Here is a 20,860-nt window from a genome sequence, read left to right on the forward strand (position 1 = left end):
GCGACGCGCTCCGCCGGATTTCACGCGGATTGGGCCAAAAGGAGCAAGTGCCGCTCCAGCAGCGCGCGGAACGTCGGATGGACGGTCGTGCCGAGCGCGGGGTCGATCTCGACCGTGCGCCACTGTTCGCCGGCGGCCGTCAGCAGCACGACGGCCGGATCCGCGATCACGACGACACCGCCCTCCGCGCGGAGTTCCGCCGTCCCGAGCAGCCGGGGGAAGACGACGTCGGCGGGCAGGCCGTCGCAGGTCTGGAGGAACTCGCGGTAGTCGTCGGGCAGCCGGAGCCCGAGCCGCGCTTCGGCCGCGCCGATGGTGCGGAGTGACGCCGCCGGGGGCGTGGTGCCGCCGCCGCGAAGCCGGAGGATGCCCGCGATCAGCTCGCGCCAGGAGCCGGTGTCGGGCGGGTAGCGCTCGTAGAGGGCCGCGACCAGCGCCCCGGCGCACAGCCCGGACCAGTCGCCGAGCCCGAGCGGGTCCGCCCCGCCGGCGAGCAGCGGCGCGAGGCGGCGTGTCGCGGCGAGGACGGCGACGTCCGGGCGGTCCTGTCGCGACGCGATCTCGGTCCAGGCGTCCAGGTCGCCTCGCGCAACGGCCTCGCGCAACCGATCCGGCCGCGACGGCCCGAGGTGCGAGACGGCCTCGCCGATCGGGGAGCCGCCGAGCAACCCGTCGAGATCGGACACTCGCCGGGCGAGGTACTCGTCGTGGGCGCGTTCCTCGGCGTCGAGATCGAGCGGGATCATCGCCGCGGCCCACTCCGGGCGCGCTCCTCGCGCTTCGAAGAGCATCGCCCACGCGCGGGCCTGCACGGCGCCGGGGACCAGCGCCGTGACGGGACGTTCGGTGAGCGCGTGCCAATGTGTGACCAGCCTGTCGGCTTCCGCCAGGTCACCGGAGGCGGCGAACAGCAGCGCCGCGTGCCCGATCCGGTCGTCGAGCGTCGCGTCGTCGCCGCTGAGCACGTCCCTGATCGCGCCTTCGAGATACGCGTCCCTGTCCACGGCACCGACCTTGCCACAAAGCGCGTGAAGGCCCCCTTTCCCCGGCTGGTCACTTGAGACCGTGGCCGAGGGAAGGGGGCCTTCACACGCGATGAAGATCAGCCGTTGGCGGCGATGTCCGCGAGGACCGCGGCGATGGTGCGGACCGGGACGCCGGTGCCGCCCTTGCCGGTGTAGCCCCACGGCCCGGCGGTGTTGAACGACGGGCCCGCGATGTCGATGTGCGCCCAGGGAAGGCCCTCGGTGACGAACTCGCGCAGGAAGATGCCCGCGGCGAGCATGCCGCCCCAGCGGTGCCCGGTCACGTTCGCCAGGTCGGCGAGCCGCGAGTCGAGGTCGGCGCGCAGCTCCTCCGGCAGCGGCATGGCCCAGCCACCCTCACCGGTCGCCTGCGCGATCGAGGCGATGCGGTCGCGGAACTCGTCCGAGCCCATGACGCCCGCGGTGCGATTGCCCAGCGCGACGACCTGCGCGCCGGTCAGCGTCGAGGTCTCGATCAGGTAGTCGGGGTTCTCCTCGCCCGCGCGCACGATCGCGTCGGCCAGCACGAGGCGGCCTTCGGCGTCGGTGTTCAGCACCTCGACGGTCTTGCCGCCGTACATGCTGAGCACGTCGCCCGGCCGGTACGAGGTGGCCGAGGGCAGGTTCTCCGCCAGCGGGATGTGCGCGACGACCTCGAGCGGGTACTTCAGCTTCGCGGCCAGCACCACGGAGGCGAGCACGGCGGCGGCGCCCGACATGTCCGAGGTCATGTGGTCCATGTTCGCGGCGGGCTTGATCGAGATGCCGCCCGAGTCGAAGGTGATGCCCTTGCCGACCAGCGCGACCTTCTTCGACGCCTTCGCCGGCTTGTAGGCGACGCGCAGCAGGCGCGGCTGCCGCGACGAACCGCCGCCGACGCCGAGGATGCCGCCGAAGCCCTTGCGCTTGAGCGCCTTCTCGTCGAGGACCTCGAAGTCGAGGCCGCTCGCCTCGGCCAGCGTCTTCGCGCGGTCGGCGAAGGAGGCCGGGAACAGGTCGTTCGGCGGGGTGTTGATCAGGTCGCGGGCGATGATGACCGACTCCGCGATGAGGGTCGCGGCCTTCAGCGTCGCCTTGTGGTCCTTGGCGGCGCCCTCTTCCGGGCTCACGAAGTCGACCTTCGCGACCGGGCCGTCGCCCTTCTCGGAGCGGTACTCGGTGAAGTTGTAGGCGCCGAGCGCGGTGCCCTCGACGGCGGCCTGCAGGTCGATCGCCGACAGCGTGACGAACGCGCGGTCGATCCCGCTCAGCGCCCGCGCGGCGGCACCGGCGCCCCGGCGGACCTGCTCGGCGGTGACGCCGTCCGCGCCCGCCTTGCCGAGGCCGACGGCGAGCACGACACCGGCGGACAGCTTGCCCAGCGTCGGTACCTTGACGACCTCGTCGGCCTTGCCGGAAGCACCGAGGGTGCCGAGGACCTCGGCGAGCTTGCCGTCGAAGGCGGCGTCGGCGACGGAGGAGCCGGCGGCGAGCGCCAGGCCGTCTTCGCCCTGCAAAGTTCCGATGACGACGACGTCGGCGCGCGTCTTGGCAAGCGCCGCTTCGGCGTTCTCGGTCAGGGCAAGCTTCGGCACGGTCACTTCTGGCTCCTCGCGCGTTCGCGGTGGTACCGGGCGGGGAGCCCGGTTGGATCGTGAGCCATGCTAATGACAGCGGGACCTGGGGGAACAGCGGGGCCGACCGGGTAGCTGGACGAACTGGAAGGGAGACAGCGTGCGACTGGCTGGCGGTCTGCTCATCGCGTTGGCGGTGGGCACCTCCGGAGCGGACTACTGGGTACTTCTCGCCGCCGTGGTCGCGGCCGTGCTCGCCGTCGCGGCGGAGGCGCTGCTGCCACCGGTTGGGGACACCCGGCCCGAGCGGATCGCGGGCTCCGTTTCACGGTTGTGCCTGGTCCTGGTCTTCGCGACGACGTTCGGGCAGTACCTTTTCCCCACCGCGCCGGGCGTCGCCGCCGCGGTGTTCGCCGTGATGGCGGCCGTCGCCGACCTGGCCGGGGTCCGCCTGGGGGACTACGCCGCCCGCTGGGTCACCGGTCTGCTGCTGGCCGCCGCCGCGTCCCTGATCGCGATCTGCGTCGGCATCCCGCCCCTGGCGCAGTTCATCGCGCCGGATCCGCCGTCCGTGCCCGGCCTCGGCCTCGCCGTGCTGGTCCTGCTGCCGTTCCTGCTGCCCCGGCGTCCCGGCGCCGGCCGCGCGGCCGCGGTGGGCGCGGTGGCCGTGGCGATCATCGCCGTCGCCCTCTACCAGCTGGGGCCGGTCCGGCTGGGGCTTTCGGCGACGTCGTTCCGTGAGCTCCTCGCCGCGGCCGACGCGGTCTCGCTGCTCCCGGTGCTGACCGTGGTGGTCGCCGTGGCGACCGTTCCCGTCGCGGTGGACGCCTTCACCGACGGCCGGGAGCGGCTTTCCCCGGAACGTCCGAAGACGACACTCGCTTGTGGACTGATCGTGGCCGTCGCCGCCGCCTTCGCTGGGCCGGTCGTGGCCCTCGGGCTCGCGGGAGTGGGAACGCTCGCCGAACTGGTTCTGCGGGTCCGCGCCCGTCGGTACCGTTCGAGGAGTGTGTGATCCTCTCTGGGCCCCGGGCGACACGGTCGTCGAGCGGTTCCTGCGACCGGACGGCTCGATCGGCCAGCATCACCCGCTGCGGGTCCTCGCCGACGACGGCACCGTGCTGCTCGGCTGGCTTCCCGCGGACACCCCGATCATCGGCAGCAGGCTCGCCGACGGGCGGCTCTTCCGTGACGCGCCACTGGAGGAACGGTTCCGGGTGCCGCGGGTGCGCGTGGCCGATTTCTGGCGCGACACCTCGACCCTGCGCCGGATCGCCGACGACGAATGGTCGTCGGTCTGGTGGTTCTTCGACGCCGGCGGCCGCTTCCTGAACTGGTACGTCAACCTCGAAGTCCCGCTGGGGCGCACTCCGTCGGGGCCGGACCGGATCGACGGCATCCTCGACGTCGCCGTCGAGCCCGGCGGACGCTGGCAGTGGAAGGACGAGGACGAGGCCGAAGAGGCCGTCCTCGCGGGCCGCATCACCACCGGTCAGCTGGAGCGGCTGCGCGCGGAGGGCGAACGGGTCGGGGCGCTCGCCGCGGCCGGGCGGTTCCCCTTCGACGGGACGTGGACCGACTTCCGGCCGGACCCGGACTGGCCCGCGCCCGGTCTCCCCGACGGACTGCTCTAGCGGCTAGCCCGCGACCAGGAACAGCAGCAGCGCGAGCGCGACGTTGATCACCGCGAGGACGACCACCGATTTGGTGGACAGCTCGCGCGGGAACACCTTGCCGTGGATGTGGCGCCACCAGAAGACACCGAAGCCGCCGCCGACCAAGCCGAGGAACGCGCCGAAGCCGCTGCTCAGCAGGGCCCAGCCGTCCATCATGAGCAGGCCGACGCCGAAGGTCAGCAGCACCGCCGTCACGAAGGTCTTCACGTCGGCCCCCGCGCCGGGGGTGGCGGGCTGGGCCGGGCCGGCGGGCTGCATCTGGTTGTACGTCACGCCGCCATTCTAGGGGCGCGAGGCCTCACGTGTTCGTCCTAGCGGACAGTTCGACGGGGGTAAAGATATGCGGACGTCCGACTAACGTGGGTCCGACCAAGCGTTATCGTCTACACATGACGACCTCGACGCAGTTCACCCACCTCCCGCACCCGAGCCCCGCGAGCCCGGAACGCGTCGCGGACGTATTGGCCGCACCCGGTTTCGGGCTGCATTTCACCGATCACATGGTGACCGTGAAGTGGAGCGCCGAGAAGGGCTGGCACGACGCGACCGTCGGACCGTACGCGCCGCTGACGCTCGACCCGGCGACCTCCGTGCTGCACTACGGCCAGGCGATCTTCGAGGGGCTCAAAGCCTACCGCCAGCCCGACGGCACGATCGCGGCGTTCCGGCCCGACGCGAACGCGATCCGGTTCCGCAACTCGGCCGAGCGCCTCGCCATGCCGCAGCTGCCGGTCGAGGTCTTCCTCGACTCGATCCGCGAGCTCATCGCGGTCGACAGCCGCTGGGTGCCGACGAAGCCGGGCGAGTCGCTGTACCTGCGGCCGTTCATGATCTCCACCGAAGCCGGGCTCGGCGTCAACCGGCCCGCGAACGAGTACCTCTACGCGCTGATCGGCTCGCCCGCGGGCTCGTACTTCTCGGGTGGCGTCAAGCCGGTCAAGGTGTGGCTCTCGACCGAGTACGTGCGGGCGGTCCCCGGCGGCACCGGCGAGGCGAAGTGCGCCGGCAACTACGCGGCGTCGTTCCTGGCGCAGGCGCAGGCCGTGGAGAAGGGCTGTGACCAGGTCGTGTGGCTCGACGCGGTCGAGCGGCGCTGGGTCGAGGAGATGGGCGGGATGAACCTGTTCTTCGTCTTCGGTTCCGGTGACGAGGCCCGCGTCGTGACCCCGGAGCTGACCGGCTCGCTGCTGCCCGGCGTGACCCGCAAGTCGCTGCTGGAGCTGGCGAAGTCGTTCGGGCACCAGGTCGAGGAGCGGCGCGTCTCCACCGACGAGTGGGAGAAGGCGGCGGCCTCGGGCGAGCTGACCGAGGTGTTCGCCTGCGGGACCGCGGCGGTCATCACGCCGGTCGGGCACGTGAAGCACGCGGGTGGCGAGTTCTCCGTCGCCGGCGGGCAGCCGGGTGAGCTGACGATGAAGCTGCGCGGCGCGCTGACCGGGATCCAGGAGGGCACCCGGCCCGCTCCGGAAGGCTGGATGTACCCGCTGGGCTGAGCCAGGCGTCACCGAGCTTCGGTCGCTTGAAGTACGTGAAGGCCCCTTCATTGCGCTAGGCGCAATGAAGGGGCCTTCACGTACTGGGGCGAGTTCCCTCAGCGGTGCCGAGCGACGGGGTCTTTCGGCACCGCCGCTGTTACTGCTGTGACTGCTGGTGCACCTGTGACGATCGCGGATTCCGTGAAGGCCTCCTTCACTACCTTCAGGGTAGGTAAGGAGGCCTTCACGGACTTGCCGATCGACTGCCGGCCACATCCGGCAGGCACCCCAGGACGCTGGGCGGTGCCAACACGACATCCCGGCGCGTCAGGAAGCGGGGGCCTCGATCAGCGGCCCGCTTACCCCGGCCTGCTCGTGCGTCGCCATCTCCGCGAGCACCCGGGTCGCCATGAACACCAGCGGTAGCGCCGCGACAGCGCCCGTGCCCTCGCCGAGGCGCACGTCCAGATCCAGGATCGGCTCCAGATCGAGGTGCTCCAGCGCCAGCGCGTGCGCGGGTTCGCCGCCGCGCTGGCCCGCGGTCCACCACTGCCGCGCGCCCGGGACGAGTTCCTCGGCGACCAGCGCGGCCGCGGACGCGACCAGACCGTCCAGGATCACCGGCGTCTTCCGGAGCGAGGACTGCGCGAGGAAGCCCGCCATCGCGGCGATGTCGGCGCCGGCGGACGTCCGCAGCAGCGCGACCGGGTCGGACAGCACGGTCCGCGCCCGCCGCAGCGCGTCCCGGACCGCCGCGGCCTTGCGCATCCAGGCGTTGTCGTCGATCCCCGAACCGCGGCCGACGACGGCCACCGGTTCGCTGCCGGTCAGCGCCGCGACCAGCACGGAGGCCGGGGTACTGTTCCCGATCCCGAGATCGCCCGCGATGAGCAGGTCGGCCCCGCCGTCGACTTCGGCGTCGGCGATCGTCCTGCCCGCGAGGAGAGCGGCACGCGCCTCGTCGTCGGTGAGCGCGTCTTCGACGTCGATGGAGCCGGATCCGCGCCGCACCTTGAACTCGCCGATCGACCGTGTGGCGGGGGCGTCGCTGTCGACGGCCATGTCGACCACCCGGACACTCGCGCCCGCCGAAGCCGCCAGCACGTTGATGGCGGCGCCTCCGGTCAGCATGCTGCCGACGAGTTGCGCGGTGACCTCGCCCGGATAGGCCGAGACACCCTTCGCGGCGATGCCGTGGTCCCCGGCGAACACCAAGACCCGGGGTCGGGTGAACGGGCGCGGTGGCGACTGGCCCTGGCAGGCCGCGACCCATACGCCCAGTTCTTCGAGCCTGCCCAGCGAGCCCGCGGGTTTGATCAGTTTCGAGTGCAAGGCGATCGCCGCCGAGCGCGCGTGTTCATCAGGCTGCTCGACTTCGGAGAACTCGAGGATTTCGTCGGTCAACGCCCTGCCCCTTCGGATCGCTTCGGTGGCCGCGCCCAACCTACCCACCCGCCTGTGTCAGAGTTGCCTGTGGCTCAGACGAAGGCCGCCGGGGTGGTGCTCGCGAGCGGAGCGGGTACCCGGGTCGGCGCCAAGCTCAACAAGGTCTATCTGCCGGTGGCGGGCAAACGGGTCGTCGCGTGGTCGCTCGACGCCTTCGCCCGGGTGCCCGGTATCGACGTGCTCGTGCTGGTCATCCGGCCGCAGGACACCGAACTCGCGCGCGAGGTGCTCGCCGCGCATCCGGGTGAGGTCGAACTCGTCCACGGTGGCGCGACACGTCAGGGTTCGGAGCTGAACGCCTTGCGCCACTTGACTTCCCGCATCGAGAGCGGCGAGATCGACGCGGTGCTGCTGCACGACGCGGCCCGTCCGCTCGTCACCCCGGACCTGATCGCGGACGTCCTCGCGGACACGCGGCTGCACGGGGGAGCGGTGCCCGGGGTCGCGGCCGACGACATCGTGCGGGTCGACGGCGACACCGTTTCCGGCGCGCTGCCGGGAGCGATCCGGGTGCAGACGCCGCAGGGTTTCCGTGCGGCCCCGTTGCTGGAGGCGTACGAAACGGCGGAGCGCGAGGGTTTCGTCGGCACGGACACGTCTTCGTGCATGGAAAGGTTCTCCGCGCTGCCGGTGCGGTGGGTTCCGGGCAGCGCGGAGAACCTCAAGATCACCTACCCGCACGACCTCGTTGTCGCCGAGCAGGTGATCGGCCGCGGTTAGGGATCTCCCTGGTTGTCGGCCTTGGCTCCGTTGGCGGGCAGGATGGTGACCGGTTGGCGCGCCTCCATCGGGATGACGCAGTCCGGATGTGGTTGCAGCAACTGGATCGGCGCGGCGGCGTCGCCGGGGGGCGGGATGGTGAGCACCGCGCGCAGGGTCCAGTCGGCCGTCGAGTGGTACTGCCACGAGACCAGCGCCGGGCGGAAGACGTCCGTGTCGGGGACTGTGGTGACCCGGAAGGCGCTCGCCCGTTCCTCGCCGCGGAGGACGAGGACATCGGCGCAGGTGTCCCACTGGAACACCGCGGCACAGACCTCCGGCTCCTCGCGGGGGCCGAAGATGTAGACGACCCACCGGCGTCTTCGAAGCTCTTCGAGCAGTTCGTCGATGCTCAGATGGTTCATCGAGCCCCCCAACGGGTTTCGGGAACTCTGCGGAGAGTAACAGGTGTACTAGAGCACCGTCCAGAATGTGTACTAGTACGTAATAATGGGGTGTGAGCAGGATCCTTGGTGCTCGCCCATTGGTGTGCTAGAACGCTTGTGCGCACCGCGCGACCTTGTGAGGAGTCACCTTGCCCGCCGTCGACCGACCTGAACCGCCGTATCTCCAGATCGCGGGAAACATTCGCGACGACATCGTTTCGGGCAGGCTCAAGGAAGGCGACGCGGTCCCGTCCGCACGGGAGATCGCCAGGAACTGGAACGTCGCGATGGCGACGGCGATGAAGGTGCTCTCCACGCTCCGGGCGGAAGGTCTGGTCCGCGCGGTTCGCGGGATCGGGACAGTGGTGCAGACCAGGGCGCTGCACCGCTCCGCGCACGATCGGACGATCTCGATCGCGCGAACCGGCAAGGTCTATCCGCCGGGCCACTACGCGAAAATCCGTGAGGCCGGGCTCGTCCCGGCGCCGGAGCGGGTGGCGGGCGCCCTGGGGATCGACCAGGGTTCTCCCGCGATACGGCGGCGGCGGACCACGTACGCGGGCCAGGACGTGCCGGTGTCGACGTCCGTTTCGTGGTTCGACGGCACTGTCGCGTCGAAGGCGCCCTTGCTGTTCGAGCCGGTGCGGATCGTCGAAGGAACGGTCAAATATGTTGCGGACCGGACAGGACGGGTTCTGACGTCGACCCATTCTCAGCACGCCGCGGGGCTGGCGGGTGCCGAGGAGGCGAAGGAACTCGGCGTGGCCGAAGGTTCGGCGATTTTGTTGAGCCGTAACAGGTTCTTGTCCGCCGAGGGAGACGTACTCGAGTACGGCGAATCGGCGGCGTTGCCGGACCATTGGATTTTCTACGAATACAACATCGAGGACGGGGCATGAAGCACATTCACGCGGGTAAGGTCCGGGACCTTTACGAAATCGACGGCGACATTCTGCTCGTCGCGTCGGATCGCGTTTCGGTCTACGACGTCTCGCTGCCGACCCCGATCCCGGACAAGGGCGCGCTGCTGAACCAGCTTTCCGCCTGGTGGTTCGAAAAGATGGCCGACGTGGTGCCGAACCACGTCATTTCCACGACCGACGTCCCCGCGGAATTCGCCGGTCGCGCCACACGCTGCAAGCCACTGAAGATGATCCAGGTCGAATGCATCGCGCGCGGCTACCTCACCGGTCTCGGCATGCGCGAATACCGGCGTGACGGCAAGGTTTCCGGCGTCGAACTGCCCGCCGGTCTGGTCGAGGCGGACAAGCTGCCCGAGCCGATCTTCACGCCCACCACGAAGATCTCCGACACCGGTCACGACGAGTTCATGACCTTCGCCGACGTCGTGAACGAGATCGGCCAGGAGACCGCGGACCGCATCCGGGACCTGACGCTCGAGGTCTACACCAAGGGCGCGGAGCACGCGGCGAAGAACGGCATCATCATCGCCGACACCAAGATCGAGTTCGGGTTCGACGCCGACGGCGTGCTGACGCTCGGGGATGAGGTCCTCACGTCGGACTCGTCGCGGTTCTGGCCCGCCGACGACTACGAGCCGGGCCGCACGCAGCACGCGTTCGACAAGCAGTTCGTCCGCGACTGGTCCACCACCACCGGCTGGGACAAGACGCCACCCGGCCCCGCCATCCCGGACGAGATCGTCGAAGCGACCCGCAAGCGCTACACCGAGGTCTACGAAAGGATCACCGGGAAGACCTGGGTATCGGGCGGCGACCATGCCTGAACAGCAGGTCTACGACCCGTACCGGTTGATAGACGACGTCGAGGGCCTGCTGATCCAGCGGGGCCACCGGCCGGAGCGGCTCGACGGCCGGACGGGCGACCGCGTCGCCGGCGCGAGCAGGTTGTTGCGGGGCCTGGGAATCGACCCGTTGCGCGCTCCGGGTGACGCCCTCGACCTCGATGGTCAGATCGCGTACCAGTCACGGGTGCACGGCGACTGACGCAAGGCGAACGTCGCATTTAGTCGACTAATTGCGGGAAAAGCATCCGCAATTAGTCGACTAAATGCGTTCAGGGGGATCAGGGCGAGCGGGTGAGGGTGGGGTCGGTCTCGGCGACGCCGTCGAGGGCCTCGTCGATCGCGGCGAGCAGATCCGCGTCCAGCTTCACACCGGCCGCCTTCACGTTCTCGTGCACTTGCTCCGGCCTCGAAGCGCCGATGATCGCCGAGGCGACGTTCGGGTTCTGCAGCACCCACGCCACGGCGAGCTGGGCCATCGTCAGGCCCGCCTTGTCCGCGAGCGGCTGAAGCCGCTGGACGCGCTCGAGGACGTCGTCGGCGAGGAAGCGGGCGACCATGTTGGCGCCGCCCTTCTCGTCCGTCGCGCGGGAGCCCTCGGGCAGCGCCTGGCCGGGCTTGTACTTGCCGGTGAGCACACCCTGCGCGATCGGGGACCAGACGATCTGGCTGAGCCCTTCACGCTCGGAGGCCGGGATGACCTGCGCCTCGATGACCCGCCACAGCGCGCTGTACTGCGGCTGGTTCGAGATCAGGGGCACCTTCAGCTCACGCGCGATCGCCGCGCCCTGCGTGATCTGCTCGGCGTTCCATTCGGAGACGCCGACATAGAGCACCTTGCCCTGGCGGACGAGGTCGGCGAAGGCGAGGAACGTCTCTTCGAGCGGGACGGTCCGGTCGAACCGGTGCGCCTGGTAGAGGTCGACGTAGTCGGTGCCGAGCCGCTTGAGCGAGGCGTTCGCCGACTCGATGATGTGCTTGCGGCCGAGGCCCTTGTCGTTGGGGCCCTTGGGGCCGGTCGGCCAGTAGACCTTGGTGAAGATCTCCAGGCTTTCGCGGCGCAGGCCCTTCAGGCCGCGGCCGAGCACCGATTCGGCGGCGGTGTTCGCGTAGACGTCGGCGGTGTCGAACGTGGTGATGCCGACGTCGAGCGCCGCCTTGATGCAGGCCTGGGCCTGGTCCTCTTCCACCTGGGACCCGTGGGTGAGCCAGTTGCCGTACGAGATCTCACTGACATTGAGGCCGCTGCGGCCGAGGCGTCGAAACTCCATGAGCGCGACTCTACCCCAGGCCGTTAGCCACGCTAACGACCTGGGTTTCGCCTGCTCAGACCTTGTCGCCGGGGCTGACCCGCGGCTTGGGGACGCGCAGCTTGCGGATCTGGCTCGCGCGGATGAAGGAGTACCAGCCGACGGAGGTGCCCTTGACGGCCTCGTTGGGGAACTTGAGCCGGACCATCTTCGCGATCCGGCGCCCGCTGAGCACGCCCTCGACGATCATGCCGAGCAGCATCACGGTGCACAGCAGCGTCGCGTACCGCTGCACCTCCGGGTACGGGAGGATCAGCGCGACGAACACCAGGATCGCCAGCGGCATGAACAGCCCGAGCAGGTTGCGCCGCGAGTCGACCAGGTCGCGGATGTAGGCCTTGACCGGGCCGCGGTCACGGGGGAGCAGGTACTTGTCCTCACCCGCCATCATCCGCTCGCGGCGTTCCTTGGCGGCGTTGCGCTGCTTCGCCTTGTACTCCGGGTCGGACTTCGCGGACTTGCGCAGTTCCTTGTTGCGCTTCATCGCCTCGCGCATGGTGGTGGGCGGGGGCGCCACCGGGCCGCGGCGCTTGGCCTCGGCCTCACGCCGCTTGGGCGTGGCCTTGCCCTTGCCGGGCGTATACGCCTTGGCCTGGACCTCGACGGCCTCGCTGTCGGGCGTCTCGGTGTCCGTCGTGGCGGAGTCTGTGGTGCTACGGCGCAGGAACCTCACCTCACCAGGGTAGTTGCAGGCGTCACGGTGCCACGCACCAGGCCGAGCGATATGTCACCATGGAGGGGAACAGATCGGGACTCCGACGTGTTGGACCATGTGCAAGACGAGTACCCGCAGCGAGTTCGACCAGAGGGAGAACCATGACGACCGCTGAGCAGGCAGCCGCAGCTCAGGCCGAGACCGCCGAGGAGACGCACGGCGTCACCTTGACCGACGCCGCCGCCGTCAAGGCGAAGGCCCTGCTCGAGCAGGAGGGCCGCGACGACATGCACCTGCGCATCGCCGTCCAGCCCGGTGGGTGCGCGGGCCTGCGCTACCAGCTGTTCTTCGACGAGCGCACGCTCGACGGTGACCTGTTCCGTGACTTCGACGGGCTTCGCGTGGCCGTCGACCGGATGAGCGCGCCGTACGTGTCGAGCGCCGTGATCGACTTCGTCGACTCGATCGAGAAGCAGGGCTTCACGATCGACAACCCCAACGCGACCGGCAGCTGCGCCTGCGGCGACAGCTTCCACTGATCCGCGTCGAGGCACGAGGAAGGGCCGCGAACCTCACCCAGGTCGCGGCCCTTCTTCATGCCCGTGGTGCGTCACATCGCGGCGGGATCAGACGTAGGCGTCCAGATCGGCGACCTGGGCGAGACACCGCTCGTCCACGGTCCAGGGCGGAGCGATCTGCCGGGGCAGGGGCAGGTTCTCGGCCTGGAGGGACGACGGGATGCCGGCACAGTCGGCGATGAGTTCGCCGATCGATTCCGGTTCGAGGTGATACGCGGGAGTGGTCACGAACGACAAGTTAATGACTCGTGTTCCAGTAGGACACCACTACCAACCGGTAGTGTTGATGGCCGTGCCTGAAGCAACCCGTATGGGGCATGACCTGCGGGTAACTTAGCCGTCCTCGCTTTCGCGAGGCCGACCGATCAAGGAGAACCGGTGGCAGACAGCGCCAGGATCGCAGTATCCGGCAGTATCGCAACCGACCATCTCATGCACTTCCCGGGCAGGTTCGCCGAGCAGCTCATCGCCGAGCAGCTGCACCGCGTGTCCCTGAGCTTCCTGGCCGACGACCTCGTCGTCCGGCGGGGCGGGATCGGCGCCAACATCGCCTTCGGGCTCGGCGTGCTCGGCAAGAGCCCGATCCTGGTCGGCGCGGTGGGCTCCGACTTCGCCGACTACCGCTCGTGGCTCGAACGGCACGGCGTCGACACCGCCGGCGTGCTGGTCTCCGAGGTCGCGCACACCGCGCGCTTCGTCTGCACCACCGACGAGGACCTCTGCCAGATCGCCACCTTCTACGCCGGGGCGATGGCCGAATCCCGCAACATCGAACTGGCGCCGGTCGCCGCGCACGCCGGCGAGCTGTCGCTCGTGCTGATCAGCCCGGACGACCCCGAAGGCATGGTCCGGCACGCCGAGGAGTGCCGCCAGCGCGGCTACACCTTCGCCGTGGACCCCTCGCAGCAGCTCGCGCGGATGGACGGCGAGCAGGTGCGCGCCTTCGTCGACGGCGCGAAGTACCTGTTCAGCAACGACTACGAATGGGAACTGCTGCTCCAGAAGACCGGCTGGACCGAGGCCGACGTCCTCGACCGCGTCGGCATGCGGATCACCACGCTCGGGGAAAAGGGCGTCGAGATCATCGGCAAGGACGGTCTCGCGCTGCAGATCGGCGCCGTCCCGGAACGCGGCAAGGTCGACCCGACCGGCGTCGGCGACGGTTTCCGCGCCGGGTTCATCGCCGGGATCGACGGCGGGCTGAGCCTGGAGCGTTCGGCGCAGCTGGGCTCGCTGATCGCCGTGCTGGTGCTGGAGACCGTGGGCACGCAGGAGTGGTCCTTCGACCGCGCCGACGTGCTGGGCCGCCTGAAGGAGGCCTTCGGTCCGGAGTCGGCCGAAGAGATCGCGGCGATCCTGCCTGCTTAAGCCTTGGTAAGTCCGTGAAGGCCTCCTTGAGGGACCCAGAGTCCCTCAAGGAGGCCTTCACGGACTTACGCCGTGCCGTGTCCGGTCAGGATGGCGGCGACCTCGGCCGGGCGGGACATGTGCGGGCAGTGCCCGGCGTCGATCTCGATCGCGCCGACGCCGAGCCGTTCCCTGGCGGCCTGGCGCATCCACTCCGGTTTCAGCGTGCGGTCACGCGTGGGGATGATCACCGTCGACGGGATCTCCGGCGCCGGCCCGGCGGGATGGGCGGCGAGCACGGCGGGGCTGAACAGCCGCAGGCTGTCCAACGCCAGATGTTCGGTCTCGGGATCGCAATCGTGGAACAGGAACTCCGACGCCTTCGCGGGATCCGCGGTCGGGTCCACGCCGATCCACTCCGGGGCGAACACGGTCAGGACCTCGTCGCGCAAGCGCCGGCCACCGGCGAAATCGGGGATGTAGGCGGCCACCCACACCATCGCCCGCGCGTCGAGCGCCTCGGCGATCGCCGGGAGCAGGACCCCGGCTCCGGAATGCGCCACCACGACCGGCCGCTCGCCGTCGTACTGGTCCCGCGCGTGCTGCGCGTAGCCCTCGACGGGCAGATCGGCCGGGGTCAGCAGGTCCACCGCGATCGCGCGGTGCCCGGCGGCCCTGAGCAACTTGGCCACCCGGTCCCAGCCCGCCGGGCTCTGCGTCGTGCCGTGCACGAGGACGAAGTCCATCGGTCCATGCTGGCCTCCACCGCGTGAACGGTGAAGGCCAGCATGTCGAGTCGTGACTAGGCCGTGTCCGGCGAGTCAGTCCGCGGTCTCCGCGCCCAGGCGGCCCCTGACGGCACGGCCGGTCCGGTCGAGTACAACCCGGTACGAGTCCGAACCGGCCGCACCGTCAGGAACCACCTGGATCACGGAGCCCATCGAACCGACTCGCCGGACACGACCTAGAGTTTCACCGGGTAGACGGGTTCCGGGATCTCGGGCTTGATGCGGTTCTCGACGAAGATCCCGTGCCACAGCATGAACACCAGCAGTGCCCACAGCTGGCGGCTGCGGTCGAGCTGCCCGGCCTTGTGCTCGTCGAGCAGCGCCAGGACGGCCTTCTTGTCGAGCAGCGCGTCGGTCTGCGAGTCCGAGATGATGCCCTTGGCCCAGTCGTACATCTCGTTGCGCAGCCAGAGCCGGATCGGCACCGGGAAGCCGAGCTTGCGCCGGTTCAGCACGTGCCCCGGGATGATCTTCGCCAGCGCCTGGCGCAGCGCGTACTTCGTGGTGCCGTGCGCGAGCTTCTGGTCGAGCGGGATGGTCGAGGCGACCTTGAACACCTCGGCGTCGAGGAACGGCACGCGCAGTTCCAGCGAGTTCGCCATGGTCACCTTGTCGGCCTTGACCAGGATGTCGCCGCGCAGCCAGGTGTAGAGGTCGACGTGCTGCATCCGCGCGACCGGGTCCCAGTTCTCCGAGATCTTGTACCAGGGCGCGGTGACGTCCTTGAAGCCGATGCCTTCCTCGTACGTGCGCAGCACCTTGCGGAGCTGGTCGTCGCGGAAGTTGCGCGCGTTGCCGTAGTAGCGGTCCTCCAGCGGCAGCGCCCCGCGCCGCAGCAGGTCCTTGCCGCGGGTGCCCTCGGGGATCTTCGTGGAGACCTTGCCGATGATCTTCCGCATCCCGCCCGGGATCTTCTCGAACGGCGCCAGCGAGATCGGCTCGTTGTAGATCGTGTAGCCGCAGAAGAGCTCGTCGGCGCCTTCGCCGGACAGCACCGCCTTGACGTGCTTGCGCGCTTCGCGGGCGATGAACCACAGCGGCACGAGCGCCGGGTCGGCCACCGGGTCGTCGAGGTACCAGACGATGAGCGGCAGCGCTTCCATCATCTCGTCCGCGGAAACCGTGCGGACCACGTGCTTCACGCCGATCGCGGCGGCCGATTCGGCGGCGACGTCGACCTCGGAGTAGCCCTCGCGCTCGAACCCGGTGGTGAACGCGATCAGGTTCGGGTTGTGCTCCTTGGCCAGCGTCGCGGTCGCGGTGGAGTCGATGCCGCCGGAGAGGAACGCACCGACGGTGACGTCCGGGTCGGAGATCATGTGCTTGCCGACGGAGTCGCGCATCACATCGGCGATGCGCTCGTACAGTTCGTCGGCCTCGGCCTGGTTGTTGACCGGCTTCGCGTTGAACTGCGGGTGGAAGTAGCGGGTGAACTCGACGTTCCCGCCCGGGACCACCCGGAACGACGTGCCGGACTCGACGCGGCGGACGCCGGTGTGCATCGACTCGGGCTCCGGCACGTACTGCAGGACCAGGTAGTGCTGCAGCGCCGTCTTGTCCAGCTCGTCCTCGACGCCGAGCACGCCGGAGAGCTCCAGCAGGCTCTTCTTCTCGCTGGAGAAGGCGATCTTGCCGGGGCCCGCCGAGTAGAACAGCGGCTTGATGCCGAACGGGTCGCGCGCGCCGAAGACGACCTTCTCCTGGGAGTCCCAGATCATGAAGGCGAACATGCCGCGCAGCTTCTTCACCGCGTCGTCGCCGAGGTAGTGGTACGCCGCGACGATCGCCTCGCCGTCACCCTCTGTGGCGAATTTCGCACCGTGCTCGGCGGCCAGTTCGTCGCGCAGTTCTTTGTAGTTGTAGATCTCGCCGTTGAAGTTCAGCGTGTAGCGCTCGGGCGCCTCCGGCGGACCCCAGATCAGCGGCTGGTGGGCGTGGTCGACGTCGATGAAGGCGAGCCGGTTGAAGCCGTAGACCACCTCGGCGTCGGCCCAGGTGTCGTGCTCGTCGGGGCCGCGGTGCCGCTGGCAGCGCATGGCCGCGTCGACGGCGTCACGGGCGCTCGCAGCGTCGGCTTCGGTCGAACAGATCAGTCCAAGCAGGCCGCACACGTCTAGTTCACACACCTCTTGTTGGCCGAGCGGGGGAGAAGGGCCCAGTATGCCCGGGTGTACGTACACCCGGATGTGGTGGGGGATACGCGTGTTGTGGTTACCCCTTAGTCAGCGCGGCGCCACAACTCGGCTAGGCTCCGCCCTGTCACAAAGATCGGTCTAGGAGGCTCTGGGTGAAAGGGCAAGGCGCAGTGGGAAATCCAGAGCGCATCCCGGTTAAGCGGGCTGGTCGCATCGCAGCGCTCGCCGCGCTGGTGATGCTGACCGCGACGGGCTGTTCCGGGGACGAGATCCTCCGCTTCGGCTGGCCGGTCGGGGTGACCCCGCAGGCGCACGACATGCGCACCCTGTGGACGTGGACGGTCGTCGCCGCGCTGGTCGTCGGTGTCATCGTCTGGGCGCTGATCTTCTGGACCGCGATCTTCCACCGCAAGAAGAAGACCGCCGACGGCGTTGAAGAGGAACTGCCCCGCCAGTTCCAGTACAACATCCCGCTGGAGATCTTCACGGTCGTCGTCCCGACGATCATGGTCTGCGTGCTGTTCTTCTTCACCGCGACCACCGAGAACCGCGTGCTCGCCGAGACGGAGAACCCGGACGTCACGGTCGACATCGTCGCGTTCCAGTGGAACTGGGAGTTCAAGTACAAGAGCGACTCCAAGAACCACGACGACCCCGAGATCACCACGGTCGGCAGCTCGACCGAGATCCCGCTGCTCGTCCTGCCGACGAACAAGACGATCCAGTACAACCTGCGGTCGGCCGACGTCATCCACTCGTTCTGGGTGCCGGAGTTCCACTTCAAGCGGGACGTCATGCCGGACCCGGAGAAGAACAACCAGGACTTCACCTTCCAGAACTCGATCGACAAGGAAGGTTCGTTCGTCGGCCGCTGCGCCGAACTGTGCGGCACCTACCACTCGGGGATGAACTTCGAGGTCAGGGCCCTGTCGCCGGACAAGTACGCGCAGTACATCCAGCTCCGCGGCACGGTGAACCCGAAGAGCGGCAAGCCGAACACGGCTTCCGAGGCGCTGACGGCGATGAACTGTGGCGACCTGTGCGCGCCCTACGCCGTCACCACCACCCCGTTCAACACCGACCGCACCGCGCGGGTCGCGTCCAACTGACCCGGCTGTTCGAGCCCGAAACAGGAGTGAGGCAACGTCCATGAAGGTCGAAGGACGGATTTTCTTCCTCGTCGCGGTCTTCTCCGTCATCGTCGCGGGTATCTACGCGTACATGACCGGAACGATGACCCGCGACGGCGTCGAGCCGGTCGGTGTGGTGGCCCTGATCCTCACCGGTGGCCTGGCCTTCCTGGCCGGGAGCTACCTGCAGTTCGTGGCGCGGCGCATCGAGCCGCGGCCGGAGGACCGGGAAGACGCCGAGATCAGCGACGGTGCCGGTGAGCTGGGCTTCTTCAGCCCGGGCAGCTACTGGCCGATCGCTCTCGCGGCGGCCGCCGCGCTGACCGGTGTCGCCCTCGCGTTCTTCCACATCTGGCTGCTGATCATCGCGCTGGGCCTGGTGATCGTCGCCATCGGCGGGCTGGTGTTCGAGTACCACACCGGCCCGAACCACGACTGACGTTTTGACGCCGGAAGCGGCGCCTTGGTCTTCGGACCGGGCGCCGCTTTTCGCGTTCAGAGGACTAAACGCGGGCGGGCTGGGGTTCGGGTTGGGGTGCCGGTGTGCGCTTCGGCGCCAGGGCGGCGGCCAGGACGGCCAGCATCCCCAGGCCCTCCGGCCAGGTCGGCCGGTGCCCGTAGGCGAGGACGTCCACCACCACGGCGACCACGGGGTAGATGTAGGACAGCAGCGCCACCGTCGTGGTCGGCAGCTTCCCGATGCTCGCGTACATCAGGACGTACATCAGCGCGGTGTGGACCGTCCCCAGCAGGACCAGCCACAGCAGCCCCGAGGTGTCCGTGGGCAGCGGCGTGACGAGCAGCGCGGGGGCGAGCACGATCGTGCCGGTCACCAGCTGGACGGCCGCCAGGACGTGCGGGCGCAGGTGTTTGAGCTGCTTCGCGACGAATGAGGCGCCGGCATAGAGCGCGGCCGCGCCGAGGGCGAGCGCGATGCCTTCCAGCCGCACGGGTTCGCCGTCGGCGCCGTGCGCGGACAGGGAGATGAGCGTCACGCCGCCGAACGCGATCAGTGCCCGGACCAGCTGGCTCTTCGCCATTTTCTCGCCGAGGAACGCCGCGGCGAGACCGACCAGCATCAGCGGTTGCGTGTGGTAGACGACGGTGCTGACCGAGATCGACGACAGCGCGTACGAGGCGAAGAGCAGCACCCAGTTCCCGACCAGGAACAGTCCGCCGAGGACGGCGAGCAGCAGGTCGCGGCGGGTGAGCGTCCAGGGGCGGAGCCAGCCGCGCGCGGCGCTCCACACCAAGAGCAGCAGGCCGCCGACGAGGCTCCTCGCGAACGCCACGGCGGGCGCGTCGGCGCCGCTTTCCAGGACGACGGCGCCGATCGTGCCGGACAGCGCCATCGCGGCCGTCCACTGGAGCAGGGGGTTGTTCTTGTTCATGGGCATCACTTTCGCCTTCACGCCCGCGCACGACCAGTGTCAGAGATGACATCGACCGCAAAACTTGTGACACACTGCCCGGATGGATGTGAAGAAGGTCGCGGTGGTGCTCGCCGACCACGTCTCGCCGTTCGAACTCGGTGTCGCGTGCGAGGTCTTCGGCACCGATCGCAGTGCCGACGGCATCGAGGGCTGGGATTTCGCGGTCTGCTCACCGGGTGGCGACAACGTCCTGAGCTGGTCCGGTTTCGGGCTCGACGGGTTGGAGGGCCTGGATTTCGCGGCGTCCGCGGAGCTGCTGATCGTCCCGACGTGCGCGCCGCGCAGCGCGCCCCCGCCGGAACCGGTCATCGAGGTCCTGCGCGACGCGGCGAGCCGGGGCGCCTGGGTCGCGGGCTTCTGTGCCGGCGTCTTCTCACTCGGCTACGCGGGCCTTCTCGACGGGCGTAACTGCACCGTCCACTGGGTCTACGAGCAGGAGTTCCGGTCGCGTTTCCCGGCGGCGAAGGTCGATCCGAAGGCGTTGTACGTCGACGACGGCGGGATTCTCACCAGCGCGGGAACCGTCGCCGCCGTCGACCTTTGCCTGCATCTGGTGCGCGAGCTGCGCGGTGTCGCCGCGGCCACCACGCTGGCCAGGCGGATGGTCGCGGCGCCGCACCGGGTCGGCGGGCAGGCGCAGTTCGTCCAGGCGCCTGTTCCGGAGACCGCCGCGCCGGACGACACCGTGCTCGCCGAAGCGCTGGAATGGATCGAACGACGGCTGGATCAGCCGTTCACCGTCGCCGAGCTCGCCCGTCGAAGCGGTTTGGGGGAGCGCACGTTCCTGCGCCGGTTCTCGGCGGCCACCGGGACGACCCCGCACCGGTGGCTCACCGAACGCCGCCTCGATCGCGCGCAGTCGCTGCTCGAAGAGGGACGACTGTCCATTGAGGACATCGCTGTCGCGTGCGGATACGCCTCCGCGGCAGCGCTGCGGCATCAGTTCGGCAAGCTGCGGGGAACCAGCCCGAGCGCCTACCGCAGGACGTTTTCCGTTGGCTAGAAGGAGATCTCCTGGCCGACGGTGACCTGGACATGGTCGGGGACCTCGTCGTGCTCGTCGCCGACGGAGAGCGTTCCGGTGGGCTCGAACAGCAGTAGCGACGCACCGTCCACTGAGGACGGTTTGTGAAAAGTGCCGCGCGGGACGACGAACACCGAGCCGCGCGGCAGCGTGACGACCCGTTCGCCCGCCTCTTCGCGCAACGCGATGTCCAGGCTGCCGTCGAGGACGAGGAAGAACTCGTCGGTGTTCTCGTGGACGTGCCAGACGTGCTCGCCCGCGACCTTGGCGAGACGGACGTCGTAGTCGTTGACGTGGGCGACGATCCGCGGGCTCCAGATCTCGTCGAACCCGGCCAGCGCGGTCTCCAGATCGATCGGTTTCTTGCTCATGTCC

Annotated in this window: 24 protein-coding genes; 12 read left to right on the forward strand and 12 right to left on the reverse strand. The window is 69.2% G+C overall.

Annotated elements, in window-relative coordinates; translation table 11 throughout:
* Positions 1-20 precede the first annotated feature (20 nt).
* On the reverse strand, positions 21-1,004 hold the full coding sequence (locus CFP71_RS37855; RefSeq protein WP_093938711.1) for an SMI1/KNR4 family protein: 984 nt from the start codon (positions 1,002-1,004) through the stop codon (positions 21-23).
* A gap of 98 nt (positions 1,005-1,102) precedes the next feature.
* The gene (locus CFP71_RS37860) at positions 1,103-2,605 is read right to left on the reverse strand and encodes a leucyl aminopeptidase (protein ID WP_093938712.1); all 1,503 of its coding nucleotides are present in this window, start codon (positions 2,603-2,605) and stop codon (positions 1,103-1,105) included.
* Positions 2,606-2,738: 133 nt separating this feature from the next.
* Between CFP71_RS37860 and CFP71_RS37865 the strand changes: the two genes are divergently transcribed.
* Positions 2,739-3,593, forward strand: coding sequence for a hypothetical protein (locus tag CFP71_RS37865; RefSeq protein ID WP_093938713.1), 855 nt, complete (start codon positions 2,739-2,741; stop codon positions 3,591-3,593).
* A complete protein-coding gene (locus CFP71_RS37870) occupies positions 3,586-4,212 on the forward strand; it encodes a ribonuclease FAU-1 family protein (protein WP_093938714.1) in 627 nt (208 codons plus the stop codon). Before CFP71_RS37865 ends, CFP71_RS37870 begins: the two co-directional genes overlap by 8 nt.
* Positions 4,213-4,215: 3 nt before the next feature.
* Here CFP71_RS37870 and CFP71_RS37875 read toward each other — a convergent pair whose 3' ends face one another.
* Complete coding sequence (locus tag CFP71_RS37875; RefSeq protein ID WP_093938715.1) at positions 4,216-4,527, reverse strand: hypothetical protein; 312 nt, start codon at positions 4,525-4,527, stop codon at positions 4,216-4,218.
* 116 nt (positions 4,528-4,643) lie between these two features.
* Here CFP71_RS37875 and CFP71_RS37880 point away from each other — a divergent pair, with 116 nt between their 5' ends.
* The gene (locus CFP71_RS37880; RefSeq protein ID WP_093938716.1) at positions 4,644-5,747 is read left to right on the forward strand and encodes a branched-chain amino acid aminotransferase; all 1,104 of its coding nucleotides are present in this window, start codon (positions 4,644-4,646) and stop codon (positions 5,745-5,747) included.
* A 309-nt stretch (positions 5,748-6,056) separates the two neighbouring features.
* Here the strand turns inward: CFP71_RS37880 and cobT are convergent, their stop codons facing one another.
* The gene (cobT, locus tag CFP71_RS37885; protein ID WP_093938717.1) at positions 6,057-7,133 is read right to left on the reverse strand and encodes a nicotinate-nucleotide--dimethylbenzimidazole phosphoribosyltransferase; all 1,077 of its coding nucleotides are present in this window, start codon (positions 7,131-7,133) and stop codon (positions 6,057-6,059) included.
* A 93-nt stretch (positions 7,134-7,226) separates the two neighbouring features.
* On the opposite strand from cobT, the gene CFP71_RS37890 reads away from it, so the two are divergent.
* Positions 7,227-7,895 (forward strand): IspD/TarI family cytidylyltransferase, encoded by a 669-nt coding sequence (locus CFP71_RS37890; RefSeq protein ID WP_093938718.1) that lies wholly within the window; start codon positions 7,227-7,229, stop codon positions 7,893-7,895.
* Here CFP71_RS37890 and CFP71_RS37895 read toward each other — a convergent pair.
* Positions 7,892-8,299 (reverse strand): hypothetical protein, encoded by a 408-nt coding sequence (locus CFP71_RS37895; protein WP_093938719.1) that lies wholly within the window; start codon positions 8,297-8,299, stop codon positions 7,892-7,894. The genes CFP71_RS37890 and CFP71_RS37895 overlap by 4 nt on opposite strands.
* Positions 8,300-8,469: 170 nt before the next feature.
* Between CFP71_RS37895 and CFP71_RS37900 the strand changes: the two genes are divergently transcribed.
* The 3 genes from CFP71_RS37900 to CFP71_RS37910 are packed head-to-tail and all read left to right on the forward strand — an operon-like array spanning position 8,470 to position 10,287.
* On the forward strand, positions 8,470-9,219 hold the full coding sequence (locus CFP71_RS37900) for a GntR family transcriptional regulator (RefSeq protein WP_093938720.1): 750 nt from the start codon (positions 8,470-8,472) through the stop codon (positions 9,217-9,219).
* Complete coding sequence (locus CFP71_RS37905; RefSeq protein WP_093938721.1) at positions 9,216-10,067, forward strand: phosphoribosylaminoimidazolesuccinocarboxamide synthase; 852 nt, start codon at positions 9,216-9,218, stop codon at positions 10,065-10,067. Before CFP71_RS37900 ends, CFP71_RS37905 begins: the two co-directional genes overlap by 4 nt.
* The gene (locus CFP71_RS37910; RefSeq protein WP_039795309.1) at positions 10,060-10,287 is read left to right on the forward strand and encodes a hypothetical protein; all 228 of its coding nucleotides are present in this window, start codon (positions 10,060-10,062) and stop codon (positions 10,285-10,287) included. Before CFP71_RS37905 ends, CFP71_RS37910 begins: the two co-directional genes overlap by 8 nt.
* Positions 10,288-10,366: 79 nt before the next feature.
* Here CFP71_RS37910 and CFP71_RS37915 read toward each other — a convergent pair whose 3' ends face one another.
* Together CFP71_RS37915 and CFP71_RS37920 are read right to left on the reverse strand one after the other, a co-directional pair.
* Positions 10,367-11,356 carry an aldo/keto reductase family protein gene (locus CFP71_RS37915; protein ID WP_093938722.1) on the reverse strand — a complete coding sequence of 330 codons (990 nt, stop codon included), beginning with the start codon at positions 11,354-11,356 and terminating at the stop codon, positions 10,367-10,369.
* A 55-nt stretch (positions 11,357-11,411) separates the two neighbouring features.
* Positions 11,412-12,068 carry a DUF3043 domain-containing protein gene (locus CFP71_RS37920; RefSeq protein ID WP_093938723.1) on the reverse strand — a complete coding sequence of 219 codons (657 nt, stop codon included), beginning with the start codon at positions 12,066-12,068 and terminating at the stop codon, positions 11,412-11,414.
* A 143-nt stretch (positions 12,069-12,211) separates the two neighbouring features.
* Between CFP71_RS37920 and CFP71_RS37925 the strand changes: the two genes are divergently transcribed.
* Complete coding sequence (locus CFP71_RS37925; RefSeq protein WP_005164197.1) at positions 12,212-12,589, forward strand: HesB/IscA family protein; 378 nt, start codon at positions 12,212-12,214, stop codon at positions 12,587-12,589.
* Between the two features lie 87 nt (positions 12,590-12,676).
* On the opposite strand, the gene CFP71_RS37930 is transcribed toward CFP71_RS37925, so the two are convergent.
* Positions 12,677-12,865, reverse strand: coding sequence for a hypothetical protein (locus CFP71_RS37930; protein WP_005164196.1), 189 nt, complete (start codon positions 12,863-12,865; stop codon positions 12,677-12,679).
* A 141-nt stretch (positions 12,866-13,006) separates the two neighbouring features.
* Between CFP71_RS37930 and CFP71_RS37935 the strand changes: the two genes are divergently transcribed.
* Complete coding sequence (locus tag CFP71_RS37935; RefSeq protein ID WP_093938724.1) at positions 13,007-13,996, forward strand: carbohydrate kinase family protein; 990 nt, start codon at positions 13,007-13,009, stop codon at positions 13,994-13,996.
* Between the two features lie 65 nt (positions 13,997-14,061).
* On the opposite strand, the gene CFP71_RS37940 is transcribed toward CFP71_RS37935, so the two are convergent.
* Both CFP71_RS37940 and asnB read right to left on the reverse strand, forming a co-directional pair.
* Positions 14,062-14,721 carry an alpha/beta fold hydrolase gene (locus tag CFP71_RS37940; protein ID WP_093938725.1) on the reverse strand — a complete coding sequence of 220 codons (660 nt, stop codon included), beginning with the start codon at positions 14,719-14,721 and terminating at the stop codon, positions 14,062-14,064.
* 218 nt (positions 14,722-14,939) lie between these two features.
* A complete protein-coding gene (asnB, locus tag CFP71_RS37945) occupies positions 14,940-16,874 on the reverse strand; it encodes an asparagine synthase (glutamine-hydrolyzing) (protein WP_093938726.1) in 1,935 nt (644 codons plus the stop codon).
* Between the two features lie 194 nt (positions 16,875-17,068).
* Between asnB and ctaC the strand changes: the two genes are divergently transcribed.
* Both ctaC and CFP71_RS37955 read left to right on the forward strand, forming a co-directional pair.
* Complete coding sequence (gene ctaC / locus CFP71_RS37950) at positions 17,069-18,007, forward strand: aa3-type cytochrome oxidase subunit II (RefSeq protein WP_167406416.1); 939 nt, start codon at positions 17,069-17,071, stop codon at positions 18,005-18,007.
* A gap of 40 nt (positions 18,008-18,047) precedes the next feature.
* Complete coding sequence (locus CFP71_RS37955) at positions 18,048-18,467, forward strand: cytochrome c oxidase subunit 4 (protein WP_093938727.1); 420 nt, start codon at positions 18,048-18,050, stop codon at positions 18,465-18,467.
* Positions 18,468-18,531: 64 nt separating this feature from the next.
* Here the strand turns inward: CFP71_RS37955 and CFP71_RS37960 are convergent, their stop codons facing one another.
* On the reverse strand, positions 18,532-19,419 hold the full coding sequence (locus tag CFP71_RS37960) for a DMT family transporter (protein ID WP_167406417.1): 888 nt from the start codon (positions 19,417-19,419) through the stop codon (positions 18,532-18,534).
* Positions 19,420-19,501: 82 nt separating this feature from the next.
* On the opposite strand from CFP71_RS37960, the gene CFP71_RS37965 reads away from it, so the two are divergent.
* Positions 19,502-20,464: a GlxA family transcriptional regulator gene (locus CFP71_RS37965; RefSeq protein ID WP_093938729.1), complete on the forward strand. Its 963-nt coding sequence runs from the start codon at positions 19,502-19,504 to the stop codon at positions 20,462-20,464.
* On the opposite strand, the gene CFP71_RS37970 is transcribed toward CFP71_RS37965, so the two are convergent.
* Positions 20,461-20,856 carry a cupin domain-containing protein gene (locus CFP71_RS37970; protein ID WP_093938730.1) on the reverse strand — a complete coding sequence of 132 codons (396 nt, stop codon included), beginning with the start codon at positions 20,854-20,856 and terminating at the stop codon, positions 20,461-20,463. The genes CFP71_RS37965 and CFP71_RS37970 overlap by 4 nt on opposite strands.
* Between the last annotated feature and the right edge of the window lie 4 nt (positions 20,857-20,860).

The sequence above is a fragment of the Amycolatopsis thailandensis genome (assembly GCF_002234405.1).
GTDB classification, from domain to species: Bacteria; Actinomycetota; Actinomycetes; order Mycobacteriales; family Pseudonocardiaceae; genus Amycolatopsis; species Amycolatopsis thailandensis.

Excerpts from the sequence above, each read along its gene's own strand:
- CFP71_RS37915 (WP_093938722.1), bottom strand. The coding sequence starts at position 11,356 with ATGGAGTTTCGACGCCTCGGCCGCAGCGGCCTCAATGTCAGTGAGATC.
- CFP71_RS37910 (WP_039795309.1), top strand. The coding sequence starts at position 10,060 with ATGCCTGAACAGCAGGTCTACGACCCGTACCGGTTGATAGACGACGTC.
- CFP71_RS37905 (WP_093938721.1), top strand. The coding sequence starts at position 9,216 with ATGAAGCACATTCACGCGGGTAAGGTCCGGGACCTTTACGAAATCGAC.
- CFP71_RS37960 (WP_167406417.1), bottom strand. The coding sequence starts at position 19,419 with ATGAACAAGAACAACCCCCTGCTCCAGTGGACGGCCGCGATGGCGCTG.
- CFP71_RS37965 (WP_093938729.1), top strand. The coding sequence starts at position 19,502 with ATGGATGTGAAGAAGGTCGCGGTGGTGCTCGCCGACCACGTCTCGCCG.
- CFP71_RS37940 (WP_093938725.1), bottom strand. The coding sequence starts at position 14,721 with ATGGACTTCGTCCTCGTGCACGGCACGACGCAGAGCCCGGCGGGCTGG.
- CFP71_RS37955 (WP_093938727.1), top strand. The coding sequence starts at position 18,048 with ATGAAGGTCGAAGGACGGATTTTCTTCCTCGTCGCGGTCTTCTCCGTC.
- CFP71_RS37895 (WP_093938719.1), bottom strand. The coding sequence starts at position 8,299 with ATGAACCATCTGAGCATCGACGAACTGCTCGAAGAGCTTCGAAGACGC.
- CFP71_RS37970 (WP_093938730.1), bottom strand. The coding sequence starts at position 20,856 with ATGAGCAAGAAACCGATCGATCTGGAGACCGCGCTGGCCGGGTTCGAC.
- CFP71_RS37925 (WP_005164197.1), top strand. The coding sequence starts at position 12,212 with ATGACGACCGCTGAGCAGGCAGCCGCAGCTCAGGCCGAGACCGCCGAG.
- CFP71_RS37880 (WP_093938716.1), top strand. The coding sequence starts at position 4,644 with ATGACGACCTCGACGCAGTTCACCCACCTCCCGCACCCGAGCCCCGCG.